The sequence below is a fragment of the Hansschlegelia beijingensis genome (assembly GCF_014196425.1).
In the GTDB taxonomy this organism is placed as follows: domain Bacteria; phylum Pseudomonadota; class Alphaproteobacteria; order Rhizobiales; family Methylopilaceae; genus Methylopila; species Methylopila beijingensis.
In genome coordinates this window covers 93,966-115,720 of the sequence record NZ_JACIDR010000002.1, presented here as the reverse complement: position 1 = coordinate 115,720, position 21,755 = coordinate 93,966, and the positions used below count along the sequence as shown (strand labels likewise).

At 69.5% G+C, this 21,755-nt stretch carries 21 protein-coding genes; 12 read left to right on the top strand and 9 right to left on the bottom strand.

The features are described from left to right. Positions 1–3: 3 nt before the first annotated feature. From GGR24_RS06880 to hmpA, 4 genes are all read right to left on the bottom strand, one after another. On the bottom strand, positions 4–273 hold the full coding sequence (locus GGR24_RS06880) for a hypothetical protein (RefSeq protein WP_183394611.1): 270 nt from the start codon (positions 271–273) through the stop codon (positions 4–6). A gap of 38 nt (positions 274–311) precedes the next feature. After that, positions 312–521 carry a hypothetical protein gene (locus GGR24_RS06875; protein WP_183394610.1) on the bottom strand — a complete coding sequence of 70 codons (210 nt, stop codon included), beginning with the start codon at positions 519–521 and terminating at the stop codon, positions 312–314. A 95-nt stretch (positions 522–616) separates the two neighbouring features. Continuing rightward, positions 617–1,792 (bottom strand): HPP family protein, encoded by a 1,176-nt coding sequence (locus tag GGR24_RS06870; RefSeq protein WP_183394609.1) that lies wholly within the window; start codon positions 1,790–1,792, stop codon positions 617–619. A 110-nt stretch (positions 1,793–1,902) separates the two neighbouring features. After that, the gene (gene hmpA, locus GGR24_RS06865) at positions 1,903–3,117 is read right to left on the bottom strand and encodes an NO-inducible flavohemoprotein (protein WP_183394608.1); all 1,215 of its coding nucleotides are present in this window, start codon (positions 3,115–3,117) and stop codon (positions 1,903–1,905) included. 79 nt (positions 3,118–3,196) lie between these two features. On the opposite strand from hmpA, the gene GGR24_RS06860 reads away from it, so the two are divergent. Further along, positions 3,197–3,676: an RrF2 family transcriptional regulator gene (locus GGR24_RS06860; RefSeq protein ID WP_183394607.1), complete on the top strand. Its 480-nt coding sequence runs from the start codon at positions 3,197–3,199 to the stop codon at positions 3,674–3,676. Positions 3,677–3,698: 22 nt separating this feature from the next. Here the strand turns inward: GGR24_RS06860 and GGR24_RS06855 are convergent, their stop codons facing one another. Then, the gene (locus GGR24_RS06855; protein ID WP_183394606.1) at positions 3,699–4,700 is read right to left on the bottom strand and encodes an SDR family oxidoreductase; all 1,002 of its coding nucleotides are present in this window, start codon (positions 4,698–4,700) and stop codon (positions 3,699–3,701) included. A gap of 43 nt (positions 4,701–4,743) precedes the next feature. Continuing rightward, positions 4,744–5,688, bottom strand: coding sequence for a LysR family transcriptional regulator (locus GGR24_RS06850; protein ID WP_183394605.1), 945 nt, complete (start codon positions 5,686–5,688; stop codon positions 4,744–4,746). 170 nt (positions 5,689–5,858) lie between these two features. Here GGR24_RS06850 and GGR24_RS06845 point away from each other — a divergent pair, with 170 nt between their 5' ends. The 7 genes from GGR24_RS06845 (at position 5,859) to GGR24_RS06815 (ending at position 12,471) form a co-directional block, all read left to right on the top strand. Then, positions 5,859–6,812, top strand: coding sequence for a ring-cleaving dioxygenase (locus GGR24_RS06845; RefSeq protein ID WP_183394604.1), 954 nt, complete (start codon positions 5,859–5,861; stop codon positions 6,810–6,812). 74 nt (positions 6,813–6,886) lie between these two features. Beyond that, a complete protein-coding gene (locus GGR24_RS06840; RefSeq protein ID WP_183394603.1) occupies positions 6,887–7,507 on the top strand; it encodes an alpha/beta hydrolase in 621 nt (206 codons plus the stop codon). 158 nt (positions 7,508–7,665) lie between these two features. Continuing rightward, complete coding sequence (locus tag GGR24_RS06835) at positions 7,666–8,475, top strand: quinoprotein dehydrogenase-associated SoxYZ-like carrier (RefSeq protein WP_183394602.1); 810 nt, start codon at positions 7,666–7,668, stop codon at positions 8,473–8,475. Next, positions 8,475–9,077, top strand: a complete 603-nt coding sequence (locus GGR24_RS06830) for a rhodanese-like domain-containing protein (RefSeq protein ID WP_183394601.1) — start codon at positions 8,475–8,477, stop codon at positions 9,075–9,077. Before GGR24_RS06835 ends, GGR24_RS06830 begins: the two co-directional genes overlap by 1 nt. A 22-nt stretch (positions 9,078–9,099) precedes the next feature. Further along, positions 9,100–9,489 (top strand): thioredoxin family protein, encoded by a 390-nt coding sequence (locus tag GGR24_RS06825; RefSeq protein WP_183394600.1) that lies wholly within the window; start codon positions 9,100–9,102, stop codon positions 9,487–9,489. A gap of 6 nt (positions 9,490–9,495) precedes the next feature. Continuing rightward, on the top strand, positions 9,496–10,215 hold the full coding sequence (locus GGR24_RS06820) for a cytochrome c biogenesis CcdA family protein (protein WP_183394599.1): 720 nt from the start codon (positions 9,496–9,498) through the stop codon (positions 10,213–10,215). Between the two features lie 264 nt (positions 10,216–10,479). Beyond that, positions 10,480–12,471 (top strand): acyl CoA:acetate/3-ketoacid CoA transferase, encoded by a 1,992-nt coding sequence (locus tag GGR24_RS06815; protein WP_183394598.1) that lies wholly within the window; start codon positions 10,480–10,482, stop codon positions 12,469–12,471. A 20-nt stretch (positions 12,472–12,491) separates the two neighbouring features. On the opposite strand, the gene GGR24_RS06810 is transcribed toward GGR24_RS06815, so the two are convergent. Beyond that, positions 12,492–14,297 carry a pyrroloquinoline quinone-dependent dehydrogenase gene (locus GGR24_RS06810; RefSeq protein ID WP_343066218.1) on the bottom strand — a complete coding sequence of 602 codons (1,806 nt, stop codon included), beginning with the start codon at positions 14,295–14,297 and terminating at the stop codon, positions 12,492–12,494. Positions 14,298–14,500: 203 nt separating this feature from the next. Between GGR24_RS06810 and GGR24_RS06805 the strand changes: the two genes are divergently transcribed. Next, complete coding sequence (locus tag GGR24_RS06805) at positions 14,501–15,874, top strand: FAD-containing oxidoreductase (RefSeq protein WP_183394596.1); 1,374 nt, start codon at positions 14,501–14,503, stop codon at positions 15,872–15,874. 300 nt (positions 15,875–16,174) lie between these two features. Continuing rightward, on the top strand, positions 16,175–18,532 hold the full coding sequence (locus GGR24_RS06800) for a TonB-dependent receptor (RefSeq protein ID WP_343066217.1): 2,358 nt from the start codon (positions 16,175–16,177) through the stop codon (positions 18,530–18,532). A 123-nt stretch (positions 18,533–18,655) separates the two neighbouring features. Here the strand turns inward: GGR24_RS06800 and GGR24_RS06795 are convergent, their stop codons facing one another. Both GGR24_RS06795 and GGR24_RS06790 read right to left on the bottom strand, forming a co-directional pair. Further along, positions 18,656–19,375: a metallophosphoesterase family protein gene (locus tag GGR24_RS06795; RefSeq protein WP_183394594.1), complete on the bottom strand. Its 720-nt coding sequence runs from the start codon at positions 19,373–19,375 to the stop codon at positions 18,656–18,658. A 16-nt stretch (positions 19,376–19,391) separates the two neighbouring features. Beyond that, positions 19,392–20,198 carry a nucleotidyltransferase family protein gene (locus GGR24_RS06790; RefSeq protein ID WP_183394593.1) on the bottom strand — a complete coding sequence of 269 codons (807 nt, stop codon included), beginning with the start codon at positions 20,196–20,198 and terminating at the stop codon, positions 19,392–19,394. A gap of 140 nt (positions 20,199–20,338) precedes the next feature. Between GGR24_RS06790 and GGR24_RS06785 the strand changes: the two genes are divergently transcribed. Further along, the gene (locus GGR24_RS06785; protein ID WP_183394592.1) at positions 20,339–20,779 is read left to right on the top strand and encodes an adenylyltransferase/cytidyltransferase family protein; all 441 of its coding nucleotides are present in this window, start codon (positions 20,339–20,341) and stop codon (positions 20,777–20,779) included. Between the two features lie 120 nt (positions 20,780–20,899). Beyond that, positions 20,900–21,748 (top strand): 3-deoxy-8-phosphooctulonate synthase, encoded by an 849-nt coding sequence (kdsA, locus tag GGR24_RS06780; protein ID WP_183394591.1) that lies wholly within the window; start codon positions 20,900–20,902, stop codon positions 21,746–21,748. Positions 21,749–21,755 lie beyond the last annotated feature (7 nt).

The following is a 21,755-nucleotide window of genomic DNA, read 5'->3' as shown; positions in this document are numbered from 1 at the left end:
CCCCTACGTGCGGTTCTCCTTGTCCGCGGGACGGCTTCGCGCGCCGCGCGTACGGAACAGGAGCCGGTGCTCGGCGAATTCGCGCTCGGCGCGGAGCTCGGCCAGTTCGCTCTCGAGCAGTTCGAGCCGGGCGTCGGACGCCGCCAGATCCGCGCCGGCTCGCTGCAGGAGCGCTCTGTGAAACATCAGTTCGAGCGCCCGCCTTTCGCAGTCGCTGACGCGCACGCGCGCCTGGCCCAGCGCCTCGCGGAGCTCTTCGATCACCTCGCCCATGGCGGTCCGTCCGACCAGTTGACTACGGGCCCCGCGCGTCAGGGCGCCCTCGGAAGGTCCTGCCGCGCCTGGGGTTTGACCGGCGTCTCGGCGTCGGGGGACGACGGAACCCCGTGATCGCCGATATAGGCGATGAGGACGCTGAAGAGGACGAGGACGATCCCGGCCACCATGGCGACCGTCCCGAGCGGAAACTTTCGCTTCCGCCGCGTCTCGGCGCCTGACGTCGGATGGTCCCGGAAGGTCATGAAACTCGCGTCGCTTGATCCCGGAGAGTGATTCCAAAGGCCCGCAAGACGCGGAAAGTTCCGCCCCGGCGCGGAGGGCGGACGCAGGCCGCCGTTCAGGCTGCAGCCTGATCGGAGCGGCGCGTCCGGCTGAGCAGCAGGGCCGCGATGAGGTCGGTCTGGGTGACGATGCCGATGAGCTGGCTGTGGCGGTCGACGACCGGCAGATGATGAAGCGCGGCGCTCGTCATCAACCTCACCAGATCGGCGAGCGGCGTCTCCGGCCTGGCGGTCTTGGCGGGAGAGGTCATGACCTCGCGGACCACCGAGCCGGGCGCCGTTCCGTTCTGCGCGGTGAGGCGCATGCGCTGCGTCAGGCTCAGGCGCGGCCCCTTGGGGCCCCAGGCGACCTTGTCGAGCAGGTCCGTCTGGGTGAGGATTCCGATCACGCGCGCATTGTCGTCCGTCACCGGCAGCGCCTTGACGTGATGTCGCCGCACGATGTCGAGCGCTTCGAGGAGCGGGGTCTCGGGCGAGACGCCGATCACGTCCCGGGTCATCACGTCGGCGCAGGTCAGTTCCCCTGAACGGCGGCGCAGCGCCCGCACCTCCGCGCGCCGGAGGATCATCTCCAGATCGCCGCGATCGACGTCGAGCAGCACGTCATGCTCGGCGAGCGCCGCGTCTATGTCCTCCGAGCTGAAGCCGAGGCGCACGCTTTCCGGCGGCTCGTTCTCGCGCGGGGCGGAGGTCGCGACGCTGCGATGGGGGTAGGTGCGGCCGGTCAGATTGTTGTAGGCGACCGCGGAGGCGAGCAGCAGGACCGAGTTCGCCAGCACCGGCCACAGCACGAATTGGTAGCCGAGCTGGCTGATCGCGGGGCCGCCGACCACTGCGGTGAGCGCCACCGCGCCGCTCGGCGGATGGACGCAGCGGAGCGCGAGCATGACCGCGATCGCGCCGCTGACGCCGAGCGCGGCGGCGAGGAACAGGTCAGGCACGAATTTGGCGGCCGTGACGCCGATGACCGCCGCCACGATGTTGCCGCCGATCAGCGACCATGGCTGCGCCAGGGGGCTGGACGGAACCGCGAACAGCAGCACCGCCGAGGCTCCCATCGGGGCGATCAGCAGCGGCAGATTGGCCGCCCCGCCGCCCACCAGAGCGGAGCTCGCGAAGCCCGTGATCGCGATCCCGAGCAGCGCTCCGAACGTGGCGCGAAGCCGTTCCGTGCGGCTGACCGGGGCGAGCGAAGGCGCAAGGCGCCGCATGAGTTCCGCGAGCGGGGGCATCGCTCCTCCTGGAGGCCGCAGGCAGAGAGCCCACGCGGCGCGAGATCGGCGTGTGGCCGGACGGTCATGAGGCGCCGGCGCGGCCGGGCGCTGGACGGCTTCTGGAGAGCTCAGGCGGCGAGCAGTTCGTCGGCGGGACCGAAGAACTCGTAGTGGATCCGCGATGGGGGCACGCCGTGGCTGACGAGCCCGTTCACGAAGGCGCGCAGGAAGGCGCGGGGCCCGCACAGGAAATAGTCCGCGTCGTTCAGCGGCGTGTGGCGGGCCAGCCAGTCCGGCGTGACCAGGCCGGCTTCGTCATAGGCCTCGCCCTGCACGTCCTGCGCGCGCGGCTTCTCGTAGAAGAAGGTCGTGCGGATGCGGCCGCCGGAGGCTTTCGCCAGCGCCCGCACCTCGTCGCCGAGCGCGTGGGTCGCGCCCGACATGGCGCCATGGACGAAGTGGACGGCATGGCCGGCGCTCTGCCGGGCGAGCGCGCCCAGCATGCTGACCATCGGGGTGAGGCCCACGCCGCCGCTGACCAGCACGACGGGCCGCTCGGCGGTCTCCGGCAGCACGAACTCGCCTGCCGGGGCTGCAACCTTCAGCCGGTCGCCCGGCCGCGCTTCCTCATGCAGCCAGTTCGAAGCGGCGCCCTGAGGCTCGCGCTTGACCGAGATGCGGTACCCGTCATCGCCAGGCGCGGAGGAGATGGTGTAGTTCCGCTTCAGCGGCGCGCCGCCCGGAACCGCCAGCCACAGGGTCAGATACTGCCCGGGCCGGTGCGCAGCCGTCTTGCCGCCGTCGGCGGGCTTCAGCACGAACGAGGTGATGACGTCGCTCTCGCGACGCTTCTCGGCGACGACGAAATCGCGCCACCCGACCCAGCCGCCGGGCGCAGCGGCGTGCTCGGCATAGATCTGGCTCTCGCGCCCGATCAGGATCTCGGCGAGGAACCAGTAGGCCTCTCCCCACGCCGCCAGGATCTCGGGCGTGGCGGCTTCGCCGAGGACGTCCTTGATCGCGGCGAGCAGCGCCTCTGCGACATGCGGATAGTGCTCGGGCAGGATGTTCAGCCCGACATGCTTCTGGGCGATGCGCTCGACCGCGCCGGCCAGGGCGCCGAGATTGTCGATGTTCTGGGCATAGGCCAGCACGGCCCCCGCAAGCGCCTGCGGCTGCGAGCCGGTCTCGCCGTGATGCGACTGGTTGAAGAGCTCGCGGATCTCCGCGTTCTGGAACAGCCGCTCATACATCCGCCGGGTGATGTCGAGCCCATGCGCCTGCAGGGCCGGGACGGTCGCCTTGACGAGGCTGATCGTCGGCCCGCTGAGTTCTCTTGCCATTCGCTCCCCCGAAAGATGTGCCGCCCGCACATCTTCTAGAGGCTTGGATAAAAGGTGTAAAGCCAATATACCTTCAACAATGCGCCTCACGCTCCACACCGACTACGCCCTGCGCGCGCTGATCTATCTCGGCCTGCGCCACGATCGGCGCGTCTCGATCCGGGAGATCGCGGAGGCGCACCGGATTTCCGAGAACCACCTCGTCAAGGTGATCCACAAGCTCGGCCGCGGAGGCTTTGTTCAGACCGCGCGCGGCAAGGGCGGCGGCCTCCGGCTGGCGCGCGCTCCCGAGGAGATCAGGGTCGGCGACGTCGTTCGCTTCACCGAGGAGGACCTCGCCCTGGTGGCCTGCTTCCAGGCCGACGGTCCGGGCTGCGCGCTGATCAATGTCTGTCGGCTCCAGGGCCTTCTGTGCGAAGCGCTCGGCGCCTTCATGGCCGCACTGGACGGCAAGACGCTGGCGGACCTGATCGGGGGCGCGAACCGGCCCGCGATGGAGGCCCGTCTGAGCCTCGCGGCGTCGGTCGTGGAGACGCCTGCGCTGCACGCCGCGCCCTGACGACCGACCGTTGGGGGAGGCGTCAGCGCCGCCGCGCTGCGGCGATCGCGGCGCCGAGCCCCGCGAACAGCAGGGCGCCCGCGGCCACCACGCCGACCCGGACCGCATTGGCGGCCATGAGCGGCGCCCCTGCGGTCGCCTCCGCGGAGAACGATCCCTCCGTGCGATGGCGGCCCGGAACGGGCTCCTGCAGGTTGTCGCGGCGGTCCGGCGCGATCGGCTCGTCGCTCTGCTGGCCCTCGACGGCCCTGGCCAGATAGCGATCCATGAACCCCGGCAGGACCGCGTTGCCCAGAACCGTGAGCGCGGTCGTCCAGCCGATCCAGTAGTCGGAGCGGTTCCCGTGGGCGGCGCGGAACACCGCCTCGGCAATGAGTTCGGGCTGAGTGGGAGCGCCCATCGGCCGCGGCGCTTTCTCGAGATGGGCGCGGGCCCACCCGAACTGCGGCGTGTTGACGGCGGGGAGATCCACCATCACGAGCCGCACGGCGGACCTGTCGTGGATCAGTTCTGAGCGCACGGATTCGGTGAAGCCGCGGATCGCGTGCTTGGCGCCGCAATAGGCGGACTGCAGGGGGATGCCCCGATAGGCGAGGGCGGAGCCGATCTGGATGATCGTGCCCCGATCCCGCACGCGCATGCGCCGGAGCGCCGCCATCGTGCCGTGCACGAAGCCCAGATAGGTCACCTCGGTCACGCGCCGGAACTCCTCGGGCGTCATCTCGCCGAAGCGGGAGAACACCGTTTCCATCGCGTCGTTGATCCAGATGCGGATAGGGCCGAGCTCCGCCTCGATGCGCTCGGCGGCCGCGAACATCGCCGGGGCGTCTGCGACGTCCGCCGCGATCGGCAGGGCGTGTGCGCCGCGACGCGCGCATTCCTCGCGGAGGTCCTCGAGCGCTGTCGCGTCGCGCGCGATCAGCCCGAGCCGGAAGCCCGCTTCGGCGAACCGCACCGCGATCGCCCGCCCGACGCCTGCGCTCGCGCCCGTCACCACGACGACCGGCCCGTTTCCCTGGTTCATCACCGCCAACCCCGTTGCAAGAGGTTGGGGAACACCGTGACCGTCAGTCGGTTCCGGCGCTTCCGCCGTCCGGAAGCCCGGCGCCTTCGAGGAGCGGGCGGGCGGCCGCGAGTTCCGCGCCCATCAGGTCCATGAACGCCCGCACCCGCGGCGACTGCCGCAGATCGGGATGGGTCAGGATCCAGAGATCGGCCGCGAAGGCTGGGTCCGGCGGGGCGAGCCGGATCAAGGCGGGCCGCGTCTCGGCGATGAAGCATGGGATGTGGCCGACGCCGAGCCCGGCCTCGACCGCCTCGGCGAGGCCAAGCACCGTGTTGGTCCGGTAGCGCAGCCTGGCCTCCGGTATGTTTTCGCGTGCGAACCTGACGACCTTCAGCCCGGTCAGCTCCTCGCCGAGCGACACCCATGGCCGCATCTTGAGCGCGGCGAGGTCCGGCAGCGCGTCAGGGTCCGGGAAGTCGGCCGCCCGCCCGTAGAGCGCCCATGCGATGCGCGCCACCCGCCGCCCGACGAGGTTGTCAGGCGGGCTGTCAGTCGCCCGGATCGCGACGTCCGCGTCGCGCTTGGACAGGTTGAGCGCGGGGTTGCCGATCACGACGTCGAGGCGGATGTCCGGGCACGCCTGCTGGAAGCGCGCGAACAGCGGCGTCAGCAGGTGGATCAGCAAGGTGTCGTTGGTCGCGACCCGGAGATCGCCGGCCGGCGAGATCGCGCGGCCCTCGATGCGCCGGGAGAAGGCCGCGATGCGGTCCTCGACCTCGGCGGCGAGGCGCGTCATCTCCTCGCCCGCCGGGGTGAGCCCGTAGCCGTTGCGGCGCCGCTCGAACAGCGTGACCCCGAGCGTGGTCTCGATCTGGCCAAGCCTGCGAAACACGGTCGAGTGGTTGAGCCCGAGCGCCGCCGCCGCGCCCGGCATGCCGCGCGCCTCGGCGATCGCCTTGACCAGACGCAGATCATCCCAGGAGAGCGAGCGGAACAGGTCGGCCATCTGCGCACCAGTTGAGTTTTCAGCGGATGATTTGCATCAAAGCAGTATCATCACTCTACGCGCAATATGAATCTTGCGCATGATCAAGCTGGAAAGGATGCGAAGCGCGAGCGGCAGGGCCACCTTGCTTTGCACAGGCGCAGACGGCGCCACGACATCGGAGCGCTGCAATGGCTCACAACGGCATCCACCACGTCACCGCGATCGCCGGCTCCGCCCGGCGCAACGTCGACTTCTACACCCGCGTGCTGGGCATGCGGATGGTCAAGAAGACCGTCAATTTCGACGATCCCGGCACGTACCATCTCTACTATGGCGACCGGGACGGCTCCCCGGGCTCGATCCTGACCTTCTTCCCCTGGGCGCATGTCGCGCCCGGCAGGCTCGGCGTCGGCGAGACGCAGGAGACGGCGCTGCGCGTCCCGGAATCCGCGATCGGCTTCTGGACCCACCGCTTCGTCGCCCAGGGCGTGCGGCATGAGGCGCCCGAGACCCGCTTCGGCGAGACCGTGCTGCCGTTCCGGGACCCGGACGGCATGCGGCTCGCGCTCGTGGCGGTCCCGGGCGCCGAGGCGGAGCCCGCCTGGAGCGGCGGGGACGTGCCGGCCGAGCATGCGATCCGCGGCTTCCACGGCGTCAGCCTGCTGCTCGAGGACATCGCCGGAACGGCCGCGATCCTGACGGGCGTGTTCGGCTACGCCGAGGAGCGGGCCGAGGGAGCGACCACCAGGTTCCGGGCCGGCGACGGCATGGGCGACGTGATCGACCTCAGGGCCGCGCCGGGCTTCCTTCCCGGCAGGCCCGGCGCGGGCGCCGTCCACCACATCGCCTTCCGGGCGGCGGACGACGCCGAGCAGGCGGCGATGGCCGAGAAGCTCGCGCGGGTCCACGGCGTCCCGACCACGGAGCAGAAGGACCGCGACTACTTCCGGTCCGTCTACTTCCGGGAGCCCGGCGGCGTGCTGTTCGAGATCGCCACCGACGTTCCGGGCTTCGCGGTGGACGAGCCGGCGGACGAACTCGGGCGGTCGCTCAAGCTGCCGAAGTTCCTGGAGCCGCACCGGGCGCGCATCGAGGCGGCGCTTCCGCCGCTCGCCGACGCGGCGGCGGAGCCGGTCGGCTGAACGTTCCGGCGGGCGCGTCCTGCGCCCGCCGCCTTCTCTCCAGCTTGGGCCGCGGTCGCGGCCGGAGGTTCGCCATGACGGTCGCAGAGACCTTCCGTCACCTTCATCACTTCGTCCCCGCGACGGACCCGTCCCGCCCGCCGCTGCTCCTGCTGCACGGCACCGGCGGCGACGAGAACGACCTGCTCCCCCTAGGGCGGGCGCTGGCCCCCGGCTCGGCGCTTCTCGCGCCGCGCGGAAACGTGCTCGAAGGCGGCGCGCCGCGCTTCTTCCGACGACTGCGGGAGGGCGTGTTCGACGAGGACGATGTCCGCCGCCGCGCGCATGACCTCGCGGATTTCGTCGCCGAGGCGCGCGACGCCTACGGGCTGCAGAAGCCGGTCGCGCTCGGCTTCTCCAACGGCGCGAACATCGCCGCCGCGGTCCTGCTGCTTCGCCCGGAAGCGCTCGCGGGCGCGGCGCTGCTGCGCCCCATGAGCCCGCTCGCCGCCGCGCCGGCCGCGGATCTGTCGGGGACTCCCGTCCTGATGCTGTCGGGCGCGTTCGATCCGATCGTTCCGGGCGACGACGTCGGGAGGCTGGCCGGGACGCTGCGCGCCGCAGGCGCGGAGGTGGATCATCGCACCCTGCCGGCGGGGCACGGCCTGAGCCAGGCGGACATCGCGGCCACCACCGAGTGGCTGGCCCGCTTCTGAGGTCGGCTTCCTGCGGAGGCGCGCGGCCCCTCGGCCGGCGTCTCCGCCTCTTCGCCATGTAACGGAGGCGCGGGACGGCGCGTATCGTCTGAGCTATAATGCCGCGTTACGGGGAAGCCGTAACAGAGGCGACGCGAGATCGCCGCCCGGAGGAAGACATGACCAGAGACTTCGCGCCGCTCGCTGCGGCGTTGTTCGCCGCCGCGCTCGCCGTGACGCCGGCTCTTGCGGTCGATGACGAGGCGGCGCGCGACCAGCGCTGGACCAGTCTGCGTCAGGAAGTCTTCGGCGACCGCAAGGTCGAGGAGACCAAGGACGTCGTGTCGCTAGAGGCTCCGGCGCGGGCCGAGGACGCCTCGCTGGTGCCGATGGCCCTCAAGACAGCGGATCCGGCCTCCATCAAGGGGCTGACGCTGGTCATCGACGAGAATCCGGGCCCGGTCGCCGCGCGCGTCACGTTCGGGCCTGCGGGCGACGCCGGGCTGCTGAAGCTGCGGACCCGCGTCAACACCTACACGAACGTCCACGCCGTCGCGGAGACCACCGACGGCAAGCTGTTCCAGACCGCCCGCTTCGTGAAGGCGAGCGGCGGCTGCTCGGCGCCCGCGGGTACGAGCGAGGCGGAAGCGTTGCGCGGCATGGGCGAGATGCGGCTCAAGGTCCGGGACGAGGTCACGCCGGGCAAGAGCGCCCAGGCGACGCTGATGATCCGTCATCCGAACTTCAACGGCATGCAGATGGACCAGATCACCCGCGCCTACACGCCGGCGCGATACATCAAGGAAATCAAGGTCACCTATAACGACAAGGACGTCTTCACGCTGGAGAGCGACATCTCGCTCTCGACGGATCCGGTGATCGAGTTCGGCTTCAAGCCCGAGGCCAAGGGGCAGATCAAGGTCGCCGCGACCGACACCGAAGACGGCCATTGGGAAAAGACCTTCGACGTCCCGACGCAGAGCAACTGATGTCCGGCCTGTTGCGCGCAGCCCGGCTCGCGGGCGTCGCGCTGGCGATCGCGACGGCGGCGCACGCCGCAGGCGGGCCGGGCTCGGCGCCGGAGCCCGAGGGCCTCTGGACCGGGCCGATGCAGAGCTACACGCCCTCGACGCTCAAGGGCGCGGAGGTCGTGGATGTGGCCCGGGCGGCGGCGCTCATCGAGCAGGGCGCCGTGCTGATCGATGTCGGTCCCGCCGACCGGAAGCCGCCGACGCTGCCGAAGACCGCGGTCTGGGCGCCGCAGCATCGCTCGATCCCGGGCTCGGCCTGGTTTCCGGGCGCGGGGCCGGGAGATCTGTCGCCGGCTCAGGAGGCGACGCTCAAGGCGCGCGTGCTCGAACTCGCCGGCGGCCGGCTCGACCGGCCGATGGTGACGTTCTGCCAACCCGACTGCTGGGGCAGCTGGAACATGGGCAAGCGGCTGCTCGGGTGGGGATTCAAGAACGTGTTCTGGTTTCCGCAGGGTGTCCAGGGCTGGCAGGAGTCCGACCGGCCGACCGCGGTGATCAAGCCGGACTCTGTCTGGGCCGCCGCGGCCAAGGCCGAGGGCGCGCCCGCCGCGCGCCAGTGAGGCGGCTCAAGGAGCGACCCGAATGCTGACCCGCCGCGTGACGCTTCTGGGCGGCCTCTGCGCCGCCCTGTGGTCGGGCGCCGCTCACGCAGCCCCGATCGCGCCGTTCTCCGCCGAGGCGTTCGACGCCGCGCTGAAGCAGGGCGGCCCGGTGCTGGTCCATATCCACGCGGCCTGGTGCCCGATCTGCCGGGCGCAGAAGCCGATCCTCGCCAGCCTTCTGGCCGAGCCGCGCTTCGCCGCCATGAAGGGGTTCGAGATCGACTTCGACGGCGATCAGCCGAGCGTGCGGAAGGTGGAGGCGCGGGCGCAGAGCACGCTGATCGTCTTCAAGGAGGGGCGCGAGGTCGCCCGCTCGGTCGGCGAGAGGCAGCCGGAGTGGATCGAGGATCTGCTCGCGAAGGCGCTCTGACGCGTCATGCTCGCGACGCTCGCTCTCGCCTTCGGGGCAGGCGTGCTGTCGGTGCTGTCGCCCTGCGTTCTGCCGCTGCTGCCGATCGTGTTCGCCGCCGCGGCCTCCGAGCACAGGCTCGGGCCGCTGGCGCTCGCGGCGGGGCTGGCGCTCTCCTTCGTCGCGATCGGCCTGTTCGTCGCGACCATCGGCTTCGCGGCCGGCCTCGATTCCTCTGTGTTCAGATCGGTCGGCGCCGTCCTGCTGATCGCCATCGGCGTCGTGCTGCTGCTTCCGGCGGGCGGAAGGGCTTTCGCGCGCGCCGCCGCGCCGGCCGCCGACTGGGCTGGCGCGCGGCTCGACCGCATGCCCCGCACGGGCGCCGGCGCGCAGTTCGGCGTCGGCCTGCTGCTCGGCGCGGTGTGGAGCCCCTGCGTCGGCCCCACCCTCGGCGCCGCCTCGATGCTCGCGGCGCGCGCCGAGAGGCTGGGGGAGGTGGGGCTCACCATGACCGCGTTCGGCCTCGGCGCCGCCGCGCCGCTGCTGCTGATCGGCCTCGTCTCCAGGGAGGCGCTCATGCGTTGGCGTTCCCGCCTCGCTTCCGCCGGCCGCGGCGCGAGAGCCGTCCTGGGGGCGCTGCTGGTGCTGCTCGGCGCCGGCGTGCTGAGCGGCTACGACAAGACCCTCGAGACCGCCCTGCTGGACCGCTCTCCCGACTGGCTGACCGACCTCAGCACCCGGCTCTAGCGGCTGGAGCCGGCGGCTCCTGTAGCCGAGAAACCTGCCGACCTGGCCGGCTTCGTCGGCGCCACATCGGGAGCGCCGCCGGGCCGCTCGCCGCCCGCCGCCCGCCCTGCGGCGGCTGGGCGCACTAAGACATTGGCGGCATTGCGAAGCTTCGGACCGCTCTCTAGGCTCGCGCCTCATCCGCAAATCCAAGAAGCTTGCCTAACTTGGAATGCCATGACTGAGGCTGCCGAAGCTTAGGCTGCCGGAGGAACGCAGGGGCGCATGAAGAAGAACAAGGTCACCTCGGCCGCGGAGGCCATGGCGCTGATCCGGGACGGCGACGTCGTCACCACCACGGGCTTCGTCCAGAGCTGCATCCCGGAGGCGCTGCACGCGGCGCTCGAGAAGCGCTACGTCGAGACCGGCGCGCCCCGCGACCTGACCCTGATCATGACGGCCGGCGCCGGCGACAGCAAAGGCCTCGGCACCGGCCGGCTGCACCATGAAGGCCTGCTGAGCCGCGTCATCGCCGCGAATTTCGGACGCATGCCGAAGGTCGCCCAGGCCGCGAAGGAGAACCGCATCCGCGGCTACAACCTGCCGCAGGGGGTGATCTCGCAGCTCTACCGCGCCTGCGCGGCGGGCCAGCCGGGGCTGTTCTCGAAAGTGGGCCTACACACCTATGTCGACCCGCGCCATGGCGGCGGCAAGGTGAATACGCTGACCGACGAGGAGATCGTCAAGGTCGTCGACGTCGATGGCGAGGAGTGGCTGTTCTACAAGGCCACCAAGATCGACGTGGCCTTCATCCGCGGCACAAGCGCGGACCCTTCGGGCAACATCTCGATGGAGAAGGAGGCGCTGACGCTCGACTGCCTCGCCCAGGCGATGGCGGCCCACAATAATGGCGGCATCGTCATCGCGCAGGTCGAGCGCATCGTCGACGACGGCTTCCTGCTGCCGAAGGACGTGCGGATTCCGGGCATCCTGGTCGACTGCGTGGTGCTCGCCGACGCCGAGCACCACCGCATGAACTACGGGGTGCAGCACGATCCGGCGCTCGCCGGGCAGATCCGCGTGCCGGTGACCGGCATCGCGCGCATGAAGCTCGACGCCCGCAAGATCATTGCGCGCCGCGCGGCGTTCGAGCTGCCGCCGAACGGCGTCGTCAACCTCGGCGTCGGCGCGCCCGAAGGCATCTCTTCGGTCGCCAACGAGGAGAAGGTCACGCCCTACATCACGCTGACCACCGAGGCCGGCGCGGTCGGCGGCGTGCTGGCGTCCGGCTCAAGCTTCGGCGCGGCCACAAACGCCGACTGCGTGATCGACCAGAACCAGATGTTCGACTTCTACGACGGCGGCGGCCTCGACATGACCTGCCTCGGCATGGCCGAGTGCGACCAGGAGGGCAACGTCAACACCTCGAGCTTCGGCGGCAAGCTCAACGGCTGCGGCGGCTTCATCAACATCAGCCAGAACGCTCGCAGCGTCGTCTTCGCCGGGACCTTCACGGCCGGCGGCCTCGAGGTCGAGATCGAGAACGGCGAGCTGAAGATCCTCAAGGAGGGCCGCTCGCGCAAGTTCCTGAAGCTCGTCGAGCAGAACACGTTCAGCGGGCCCTACGCCAAGCAGCGCAGCCAGCCGGTGATCTACGTGACCGAGCGCTGCGTGTTCCAGCTCACCAAGGAGGGGCTGGAGCTGATCGAGGTCGCGCCGGGCGTCGACATCGAGCGGGACATCCTCCCGCACATGGATTTCCAGCCGATCATCAACAAGCCGATCCTGATGGACCGCCGGATCTTCCTCGACGAGCCGATGGACCTGCTGTCGGACCTGCTCAATCTCAAGCTGTGCGAGCGGGTCAGCTACGATTCCGACCGGAATATCCTGTTCCTCAATCTCGAGGGCTGGCAGGTCCGGCAGAAGAGCGACATCGACGATCTCCGCCGCGTGCTCGTGGAGGCCTGCGAAAAGGCCGGCAAACGCGTCAACTCCGTCGTCAATCATGACGGCTTCCGCATCAGCGAGGCGTTCTACGACGACTATGCGGAGATGATCGAATATCTGATGGAGCACCATTACGCGACGACCACCCGCTACACGACCAACGCCTTCCTGCGGCTTAAGATGCAGGAGGCGCTGAAGAAGCGGGGGCTCGCGCCTCACGTGTTCGAGCGCAAGGAAGACGCTCACGCCTTCCTCGAGCGGCACGACATGTTCAACGCCGCGATGGGCGAAGTCGAAGAGGACAACGAGGCGGCGGCGGCGGCCTGAGGCCGCCGCTCGCGCAAGCCTCAGTCCGGCAGGCCGAAGGCGATCACCGCGCCGCCCTGGCGGAAGCCCCAGATCTGGCTTCCGCCGGCCGCGACCGCGACATACTGCTTGCCGTCGACCATGAAGGCGATCGGCGGCGCGTTGACCCCGGCGCCGCAGTTGAAGCTCCACAGCTTCTCGCCGCTTCGGGCGTCGAAAGCCGAGAAGTCGCCATTGCCCTCGCCCGTGAAGGCGAGACCGCCGGCGGTCGCCAGCACGCCGCCGATCAGTGGCTCATCCGTCTTCTGCTGCCACAGCAGCTTGCCGCCGGCCCTGAGGTCGATCGCCGTCATCAGGCCGTACATGCCGGACTTCGCCGGCTCGATGTTGAAGTAGCGCACCGCAGGCTTGTCGGCGGTCGCCGGAATTTCCTGCGCCCGGTAGGTCGACGGCCAGTGCATCGCGGCCACGAAGGCGATCCCGTTCGCCTCGTCGATCGAGGCCGGCGACCAGTTCACGCCGCCGCCGACGCCCGGCGCGATGACGACGCCTTCCGGCGTGGGCGCCCGGAACATGTTGGACTGGGGGATGAAGGGCTCCGACCGGAACAGCAGTTCGCCGGTCGCGCGGTCATGCACGAAGTACCAGCCGAGCTTGCTCGCCTGTCCGACCACCTCGCGCTTCTTTCCATCCACGTCGAGGCTGAACAGCGAGGGCGGGCTCGCGACGTCGTAGCCCCACATGTCGTGCGGGGTCTGCTGATAGTGCCAGACCAGCTTGCCAGTACGGGCGTTCAGGGCGATGAGCGACGAGGTGTAGAGATTGTCGCCGGGCCGGCTTTCGCCGGCGGCCTGCGGCGAGGGGTTGCCGACCCCGAGGAACAGAACGCCGGTGTTCGGGTCGAGCGCAGGCGCGTGCCAGATCGAGCCGCCGCCATAGCGCCAGGCGTCCTTGTGCTCTGGCGCGGCCGCCTTCTCGGCGGCGATGTCGCGGTCCAGCGGAACGCCGTAGGGCGTGGTCTGGCGGAACGCGCCCTCCCATCCTTGCTGGGTGGTGTCGAACCGCCAGACCTCTGCGCCCGAGGAGGCGTCGAAGGCGGCGATGAAGCCGGGGCGGCCATAGCGACCCGCGACGCCCACCACGGCCCCGAGCGGCGCGCCGGGCCGGTCGCTGTCGAGATGCAGCCCGTAGCCGACGCCGGTGATGCCGATGATGACCTTGCCGTCGAAGACCAGCGGCGCCGAGTTCGCGCCGATGCCGGTCGAGCCTGACACCGCGCCTTTCAGCGCGGGATCGGCCTTGCCGAGCGACGCGCGGTCCTCGGTCGGCTCGGGCTCGCTCGAAGGATCGGCGAGGGACGCGTCCCACACGACCTTGCCGGTCGTCTGGTCGAGCGCGACCAGGCGGGCGTCGACGGTCGCGACGAAGATCTTGCCGTAGCCGATCGCGACGCCGCGGTTCGCCGGCCCGCAGCAGAGCTTCCTCGTCCGCGCCTTGTGCTCGTAACGCCAGATCTCGCGGCCGGTCTTCGCGTCGATGGCCATGACGTGGGAGAACGGCGCGGAGAGATACATGACCCCGTCAGCCACGATCGGCGACGTCTGGAAGGTCGCGGCCGTGCCTGTCTGGTAGATCCACTTCGGCGCCAGCCGCTTCACCGTGCTCGCGTCGATCTGCCGGAGCGGCGAGAAGCGCCGATCCGCGTAGTCGCGGCCGGGCAACAGCCAGTTCGCGGCGTCGGCGTCGGCGGCCAGCAGGCGTGCGTCATCGACTGGCGCGGCCGCCGCGGGCCCGAGCTGCGCGAGAGCGAACACCAGGGGCAGGAGGATCCGGGCGCGGCGACTCACAGACGGCTTCCCCCATTCGCGAACTGCGCAAACCATCGATCAACACGGGCGCCGCGCCAAGCGGGACCTTCGCGGTCCCGGTCGTCATGTGCGATGTTCTGCGGGAGCCAGCCGCAAGACCGCCGTTCAGGAGGCCTCCCGATGCTCACGCTGCTCGCCGCCTTGCTCATCGGCCTCGCGGCCACGTCCGTCGGAGCGCTGCCGTGAGCGCCCGGTTCGACGCCATCATCGTCGGCGCGGGCCAGGCCGGACCCGCGCTCGCCGGCCGGCTGACCTCCGCCGGCATGACGGTCGCTGTCGTCGAGCGAAACCTGTTCGGCGGCACCTGCGTGAACACCGGCTGCACGCCGACCAAGGCCATGGTGGCGAGCGCCTATGCGGCTCATCTCGCCCGCCGCGCCGCGGACTACGGCGTGCATGTGCCGGCCGGCGTGAGCGTCGACTTCGCGGCCGTGATGGCGCGCAAGGACGCCATCTCGGGCAAGTCCCGCGACGGCGTGGAGTCCTGGCTGCGTGGGATGGAGCGCTGCTCGGTCCACCAAGGCCACGCGCGCTTCGTGTCGCCGCGCGAGATCAGGGTCGGCGAGGAACTGCTCGCCGCCGATCGCATCTTCCTCAACGTGGGCGGCCGGGCGCTCACGCCGGACATGCCGGGCCTTGGCGAAATCCAGCACCTGACCAACAGCTCGATCCTGAGGCTGCAGCGCCTGCCCCGGCGGCTCGTGGTCATCGGCGGCAGCTATATCGGGCTCGAATTCGCGCAGATGTTCCGGCGCTTCGGCAGCGAGGTGGCGGTGATCGAAAAGGGGCCGCGGCTCGCAAGCCGCGAGGACGAGGACGTCTCCGACGCCATCACGGGCGTTCTCGAGCGCGAGGGCGTCGAAGTGCGGGTGGGGGCGGAGTGCATCCGCTTCGAGCGGCGCGGCGACGATGTCGCGGTCGGGCTCGACTGCGCGTCGGGCGCGACCGAGATCGTGGGCGACCAGGTGCTGCTCGCCATCGGCCGCCGCCCGAACACCGACGACCTCGACGTCGCGAACGCGGGGATCGAGCTTGATGGCCGAGGCTATGTGAAGGTCGACGACGAGCTCAGGACCACGGCCCCCAATGTCTGGGCGCTCGGCGACTGCAACGGCCGCGGCGCCTTCACGCATACGGCTTACAACGACTTCGAGATCGTGGCCGCGAACCTGCTCGACGGCGCTTCCCGCCGGCTAAGCGACCGCATTCCGGCCTATGCGCTCTACACCGATCCGCCTCTCGGCCGGGTCGGACTGACGGAGGCGCAGGCGCGGGCGACGGGGCGGACGATCAGGGTCGGGAAGCGGCCGATGACGCGGGTGGCGCGCGCCGTCGAGAAGGGAGAGACCGACGGCTTCATGAAGATCGTGCTCGACGCGGAGAGCGAGGAGATCCTGGGCGCCGCAATTCTCGGCGTCGGCGGCGACGAGGCGATCCATGGCGTTCTCGACGCGATGAATCTCGGCGCGCGCTACTCCGAGCTCGAGCGCGCCGTGCCGATTCACCCTACAGTGTCGGAGCTCATTCCGACGATCATTCAGGAAGCTTTGCCGTAGGCGGTTGCCAGATGTTCCCGGAACATCGGGAACGAGTTCCAAGGGAATGCGCCAGACCTGCCCGGCGATAATAATAATGTTGTAAATCAGCACCTTAACGTCAGGAATCCGACCTCGCCACATGCGTGTCGGATTGATGGCCACTCTGCGGTCGTTCTAAAAAAATCGTGACTGCCGGGGACAGGCAGGATTGTCGCGTGAGGGGGACTTCGGGGGATGGGGCTTAGAAGATCGGCCGCGCTGTTGGGGACAGTGAGTCTAGCGACGCTCGCGTCGCTTGGGCCTGTCCTGGCGCAGGATGTGGGCGCCACCGCGCTCGAGGAAATCGACGTGATCGGCACCACGCCGCTCGGCGGCGACGATCTGGACCGCGACAAGGTTCCGGCGAGCGTGACGACGCTCACGCAGAGCGACTTCTCCAACATTTCTCAGAGCTCGATCTCGGAAGCGATCGCGCGCAGGGCGCCGTCGGTCAATCTCAGCGACGTGCAGGGCAACCCGTACTTCAAGGACTTCTACTTCCGCGGCTTCGTCGCCTCGCCGCTGAACGGCATCCCGCAGGGAATCGCGGTCTACCAGAACGGCGTGCGTCAGAACGAGGCGTTCGGCGACACCGTGAACTTCGACCTCATTCCCGAGGTCGCGGTCGACCGTGTCGACATCTGGACCAACAATCCGGTGTTCGGCCTGAACGCGCTCGGCGGCGCGCTCAACATCAAGATGAAGAACGGCTTCACCTATCAGGGTCTGGAGACCGAGTTCCTCGCCGGCTCGTTCGGCAAGTTCTCCGGCAACGCCCAGTGGGGCCAGCAGTTCGGAAACTGGGCCACTTACCTCGCCCTGGAAGGCGAGCGTGACGGCGGCTGGCGCGACTATTCGAAGTCGGACGTCAAGCGGGTCTACGGCGACGTCGGCTACAAGGGCGACGCCGCGGAGATTCACCTGAACTTCTCGCTCGCGGACACGAATCTCGGCGTGGTGGGCCCGACGCCGCGCGAACTGCTGGAGCGCGGCGGCCGCAAGAGCGTCTACACCGGCCCGCAGACCACCGACAACCAGGCCGCCCAGCTCAACCTGACGGGCGACTTCGACCTCGGGAACAGCTGGGGGCTGCAGACCAACGTCTATTACCGTCGCTTCAAGCAGAAGCACGTCGACGGCAACGACACCGACGTGCGGCCGTGCGAAGACAATCCGGCGCTGCTCTGCCTCGAGGCCGACGACATCATCGATCCCGAGACCGGCCAGAACCCGGACGAGGATGATCCCCGCCTGATCGTGCGCGACCGCAACGGCAACCCGATCGCCACTCCCGCGGGCTTCGCCGCCCGCCCGGGCTCGATCGAGCGCTCGCGCACCAAGAACCAGACCGTCGGCGGCACCGCGCAGGTCACGAACACGGGTCAGCTGTTCGGCAAGACCAACCACTTCGTGGCCGGCGTCAGCTACGACCACGGCTGGAGCGACTTCAGCGGCTACAGCGAGCTCGGCATCATCCCCGACAACCTGCAGGTGATCGGGACCGGCGACATCTATCACACCACCATTCCGGGCGGCATCCTGCCGTCGGACGTGAAGACCTGGAACAACTATCTCGGCCTCTACGTCAGCGACACGCTCGACCTCACCGACCGGCTGTCGGCGACGCTCGGCGCGCGGCTGAACTACGCGCACATCAAGCTTCGCGACAAAGGCCAGTTCTTCAACGTCGACCTCAACGGCAATCCCGCCGGCGCGGGCCTCGACGGGTCGCACAACTTCACCCGCTTCAACCCGATGGCGGGCCTGACCTACAAGATCACTCCCGAAATGACCGCCTATGCGGGCTACTCGGAGAGCAACCGCGCTCCGACGCCGCTCGAACTCGGCTGCGCGGATCCGTCGAACCCCTGCCAGCTCGAGGGCTTCCTGGTCTCTGATCCGCCCCTGAAGCAGGTCGTGACCCGCACCGGCGAGATCGGCCTGCGCGGCCGCACCTCGAACTTCGGCGGCGTCATGAACTGGAAGATCGGCGGCTACTTCGCTCAGAACCACAACGACATTCTGACGGTTCCTAGCCCGCTGACCGGCCGCGGCTACTTCATCAACGGCGGCAACACCCGCCGCGCCGGCGTCGAGCTCTCGGCCGACTACCAGACCGAGACCTGGGGCCTCTACGCGAACTACAGCTACATCGACGCGACCTTCCGCAAGAACATGATCCTCGGTTCGCCGAACAGCCCCTCGGCTGACGGCCGCGGCGAGATCCGCGTGCGGAAGGGCGACAAGCTGCCCGGCATCCCCGAGCATCAGTTCAAGGCCGGCTTCGCCTTCAAGCCGCTGCCGAAGCTGACCCTGGGCGCCGACGTGGTCGCGATGTCGAGCCAGTACTTCGTGGGCGACGAGTCCAACCAGGAGAAGAAGCTGAAGGGCTACGTGGTCTTCAACGCCAACGCGTCCTATCAGGTCACCGACCAGATCCGGGTGTTCGGCCTCGTCGACAACGTCTTCAACAACAAGTACGCGACCTACGGGACGTTCTACGACAACGACGACATCGAGTTCCTGAACCTCAGGGGCAGCCGGAGCATCACGCCGGCCCGTCCGCGCGGCTTCTACGGCGGCATCGCCTACAAGTTCACCGCGGACGCCACGCCGGTGCTGACCACCAAGGACTGAGCCCAGGCTCACGACCAGCGATGACGAGGCCGGCCCCCTGGGGCCGGCCTTTTTCGTCCTGAACGCCGCGGGCGGCCGCACCTGCCGGCCGCTCCCGGCCTCGCTCCGCGAACACGCGGAGGCTCACAACTCGAGCAGGGCGTAGGGCCGGCCGCCCGGCTTCTCGATGTGGTGGGCGACGTTGAAAACCGGGACCCCGCCGGGGGTGCGCCCCTCGAAGACCCCGCGATGCGCGTGGCCGTGAACCACCGCCTTGACCGGAAACCGGTCGATGATCTCCGCGAGGCGGGACGACCCGAGAAACGGGAAGATCTCGAGCGGCTCGCCCGCGACCGTCTCGGGGATCGGCGCGTAGTGCAGCACGACGAGCGCGCGCTCTGACGAGACCTTGCGCATCGCGTTCTCGAGCCGCATGGCCTCGCCGAGGCTCTCGGCCACGATCGCCTTGATGGCCGGCTCGCCGAACGCGCCCAGCATCGCCTTCCCGAACCCGCCGACGAAGCCCTTCACGCCGACGAAGCCGACGCCCTCGATCTCGGTCGCCTGACCGTCCAGAAGCCGGACGCCCGCCTGCCGCAGGATCGTGGACACCTCATCGACCGCGTCGGACTCGAAGTCGTGATTGCCGAGGACGGCGACCACCGGCACGGAGCAAGCGCGCAGATCCTCGGCGAGCAGCTCCGCCTCGCGGGGCTTTCCGAGATCGGTGAGGTCGCCCGCGAGGACCAGCGCGTCCGCCTCGCGGGAGATTTCCGCGAACAACTCCCTGAAGGAGCTGGTCGCCTCCTCCTTCACGTGCAGGTCGCCGATCGCTGCGACTTTGAGAACGCCGTTGGCCGTCATCGCTTCTCCGCCCCGCTCAGTCGTTCCGCCAGTCGCCTTCGCCGCCGACGTCGGCGAAGCCCCATTCGGCGACGTCGATCGCGTAGTCCACGCGTGAGAACATGCGGCCGCGGCAGACCTTCATCTGCGGCCGCGGGAGCTCGCGCTGCCGCGCCATCCGGCCGAGCAGTTCATCCAGCAGCCAGTCCGGGATGGCGTCCCGCTCGGTCGGGTAACACCATCGGAAGTTGACCAGATGGGCGAGCAGCACCTCCCAGTGCAGCTCCATGTATTTGAGCAGGCGGGACCAATCGATGTCGTCGCGGGCCTTCAGGATGACATGGGCGATGTCAGGCCCGTCATAGCGATGCCGCAGCTGGATGAAGCATTTCGACCAGATCAGCTCTGTCGGGGAGACGATCTTGAGCTTCTGACCGAACAGCTCGACCTGGCGCGCGTGCTCGAACCAGGCGTCGCCGACCGGCATCGTGCCGTTGGCGGAGGCGAAGATCACGTCGAAGAACAGGTCGCCGCGGATCACCTTGCCCAGCCAGCGCTCATCCTCGACGACGATGTCGAAGCCGCGGTTCTTGAAGTGTCCGAGGATGCGCGGAAAGTCGCTCGCCTTGCAGAAAACGTCGAGATCCTTGGTCTCGCGGGTGATCCCCGTATAGGCGCTCACCGCATAGGTCCCCGCCAGCAGGAAGGGGATCGACGCGGCGTGCAGTTCGGCCAAAGCCTCTTCGTAGAACGCGGCCGCGCCGGGCTGCGACAGTTCGGGTTCGGCCTTGGCTACGATCTCACGCACGCGCTGCTCTCTCGTTCCTGTTCGTTCTGCCTGCATCGGGAACACCCGCGCTGCGGGCTGGTTCCCTGGCGCGAGGCGTCGGGCGCAGCCGCCGACGGCCTGCGGCTGTCACCCGCCTGTCAGGGAGCAGCCGTAGAACGCGGGGCGGCGTGGGGTCCGCTCGTCCCGGAGTCGATTTGGTCAGGGTCATCACCTACGGCACGTTCGACCTGCTGCGCGCCGTCCATCTGGACTTCCTGGAGCGAGCGGCCGCGCTCGGCGACGAACTCTATGTCGGCGTCTCGACCGACGCGTTCAGCCGTCTGAAGGGCGAGCGCTGCCTGATCGGCTTCGAGGCCCGCATCAGGCTGGTGGGCGCGCTGCGGTGCGTCAGCGGGGTCATCCCCGAACATGGCTGGGAGCAGAAGCCCGGCGACGTCCAACGGCTCGGCGTCGACATTCTCGGGGTCGGCGGCGAGTGGACCGGCCGGCTGGACTTCCTGCGGCCGTGGTGCAGGGTGGTCTACCTGCCGCGGCCCGGCAGCCTGAGCACGGCGGTCCCGGGCGAGAGGATCAGCCAGCGCGGATCAAGCCCGGTGGTGCTGCCGAAGCCGCAGGAACCTCGCGCGCCGGCATGACGGTCCGGCAGGCGAGCGGGCGGCCGGCGCGAGATCGCGGCTCGCGCTTGTGACGATTTCGTCATACGCACGACACTGCGGCTTGCTTATCTGCGGCCCAACGCATCGGAGAACCGCCAAATGAACGCTCCCGTCCAGAACCGCCCCGAGGCCGTCGTCGAAATCGGCTCGGCGCGTTTCGGCGCCGAGCTGCCGCTGGCGTTGATCGCGGGGCCGTGCCAGCTCGAGAGCCGCGACCATGCGCTGGAGGTGGCCTCCGCGCTGAAGGAGATGACGGACAAGCTCGGGATGGGGCTCGTCTTCAAGACCTCGTTCGACAAGGCCAACCGCACCAGCGCTTCCGCCCAGCGCGGCGTCGGCCTGAAGGCGGCGCTGCCGGTGTTCGCCGAGGTGCGCGAGCGGCTTGGCTTGCCGGTGCTCACCGACGTGCATGACGCGGCGCAGTGCGCGCCCGTCGCCGAGGCGGTCGACGTGCTGCAGATCCCCGCCTTCCTGTGCCGGCAGACGGACCTGCTGCTCGCCGCCGCGGCGACCGGACGGGCCGTCAACGTCAAGAAGGGCCAGTTCCTCGCGCCCTGGGACATGCGCAATGTCGTGGACAAGCTGACGGGCGCGGGCAACCGCCGCGTCCTGCTCACGGAGCGCGGCGTCTCCTTCGGCTACAACACGCTCGTCTCCGACATGCGCGCTCTGCCCGAGATGGCGAAGACCGGCGCGCCCGTGATCTTCGACGCCACCCATTCGGTGCAGCAGCCGGGCGGGCAGGGCACGTCCTCGGGCGGGCAGCGCGAGTTCGTCGCGGTGCTGGCCCGCGCCGCGGTCGCGGTGGGCGTCGCCGGCGTCTTCATCGAGACGCATCCGGATCCGGACCGGGCGCCCTCGGACGGCCCCAACATGCTGGCGCTCAAGGACATGCCGGCGCTGCTGGAGCGCCTGATGGCGTTCGACAGGCTCGCCAAGGCAGGCTGAGGCGCAG

Excerpts from the sequence above, each read along its gene's own strand:
- GGR24_RS06795 (WP_183394594.1), bottom strand. The coding sequence starts at position 19,375 with ATGACGGCCAACGGCGTTCTCAAAGTCGCAGCGATCGGCGACCTGCAC.
- GGR24_RS06870 (WP_183394609.1), bottom strand. The coding sequence starts at position 1,792 with ATGCCCCCGCTCGCGGAACTCATGCGGCGCCTTGCGCCTTCGCTCGCC.
- GGR24_RS06825 (WP_183394600.1), top strand. The coding sequence starts at position 9,100 with ATGCTGACCCGCCGCGTGACGCTTCTGGGCGGCCTCTGCGCCGCCCTG.
- GGR24_RS06790 (WP_183394593.1), bottom strand. The coding sequence starts at position 20,198 with ATGCAGGCAGAACGAACAGGAACGAGAGAGCAGCGCGTGCGTGAGATC.
- GGR24_RS06835 (WP_183394602.1), top strand. The coding sequence starts at position 7,666 with ATGACCAGAGACTTCGCGCCGCTCGCTGCGGCGTTGTTCGCCGCCGCG.
- GGR24_RS06845 (WP_183394604.1), top strand. The coding sequence starts at position 5,859 with ATGGCTCACAACGGCATCCACCACGTCACCGCGATCGCCGGCTCCGCC.
- GGR24_RS06875 (WP_183394610.1), bottom strand. The coding sequence starts at position 521 with ATGACCTTCCGGGACCATCCGACGTCAGGCGCCGAGACGCGGCGGAAG.
- GGR24_RS06850 (WP_183394605.1), bottom strand. The coding sequence starts at position 5,688 with ATGGCCGACCTGTTCCGCTCGCTCTCCTGGGATGATCTGCGTCTGGTC.
- GGR24_RS06830 (WP_183394601.1), top strand. The coding sequence starts at position 8,475 with ATGTCCGGCCTGTTGCGCGCAGCCCGGCTCGCGGGCGTCGCGCTGGCG.
- GGR24_RS06860 (WP_183394607.1), top strand. The coding sequence starts at position 3,197 with ATGCGCCTCACGCTCCACACCGACTACGCCCTGCGCGCGCTGATCTAT.
- GGR24_RS06880 (WP_183394611.1), bottom strand. The coding sequence starts at position 273 with ATGGGCGAGGTGATCGAAGAGCTCCGCGAGGCGCTGGGCCAGGCGCGC.
- hmpA (WP_183394608.1), bottom strand. The coding sequence starts at position 3,117 with ATGGCAAGAGAACTCAGCGGGCCGACGATCAGCCTCGTCAAGGCGACC.
- kdsA (WP_183394591.1), top strand. The coding sequence starts at position 20,900 with ATGAACGCTCCCGTCCAGAACCGCCCCGAGGCCGTCGTCGAAATCGGC.
- GGR24_RS06820 (WP_183394599.1), top strand. The coding sequence starts at position 9,496 with ATGCTCGCGACGCTCGCTCTCGCCTTCGGGGCAGGCGTGCTGTCGGTG.
- GGR24_RS06840 (WP_183394603.1), top strand. The coding sequence starts at position 6,887 with ATGACGGTCGCAGAGACCTTCCGTCACCTTCATCACTTCGTCCCCGCG.
- GGR24_RS06815 (WP_183394598.1), top strand. The coding sequence starts at position 10,480 with ATGAAGAAGAACAAGGTCACCTCGGCCGCGGAGGCCATGGCGCTGATC.
- GGR24_RS06855 (WP_183394606.1), bottom strand. The coding sequence starts at position 4,700 with ATGAACCAGGGAAACGGGCCGGTCGTCGTGGTGACGGGCGCGAGCGCA.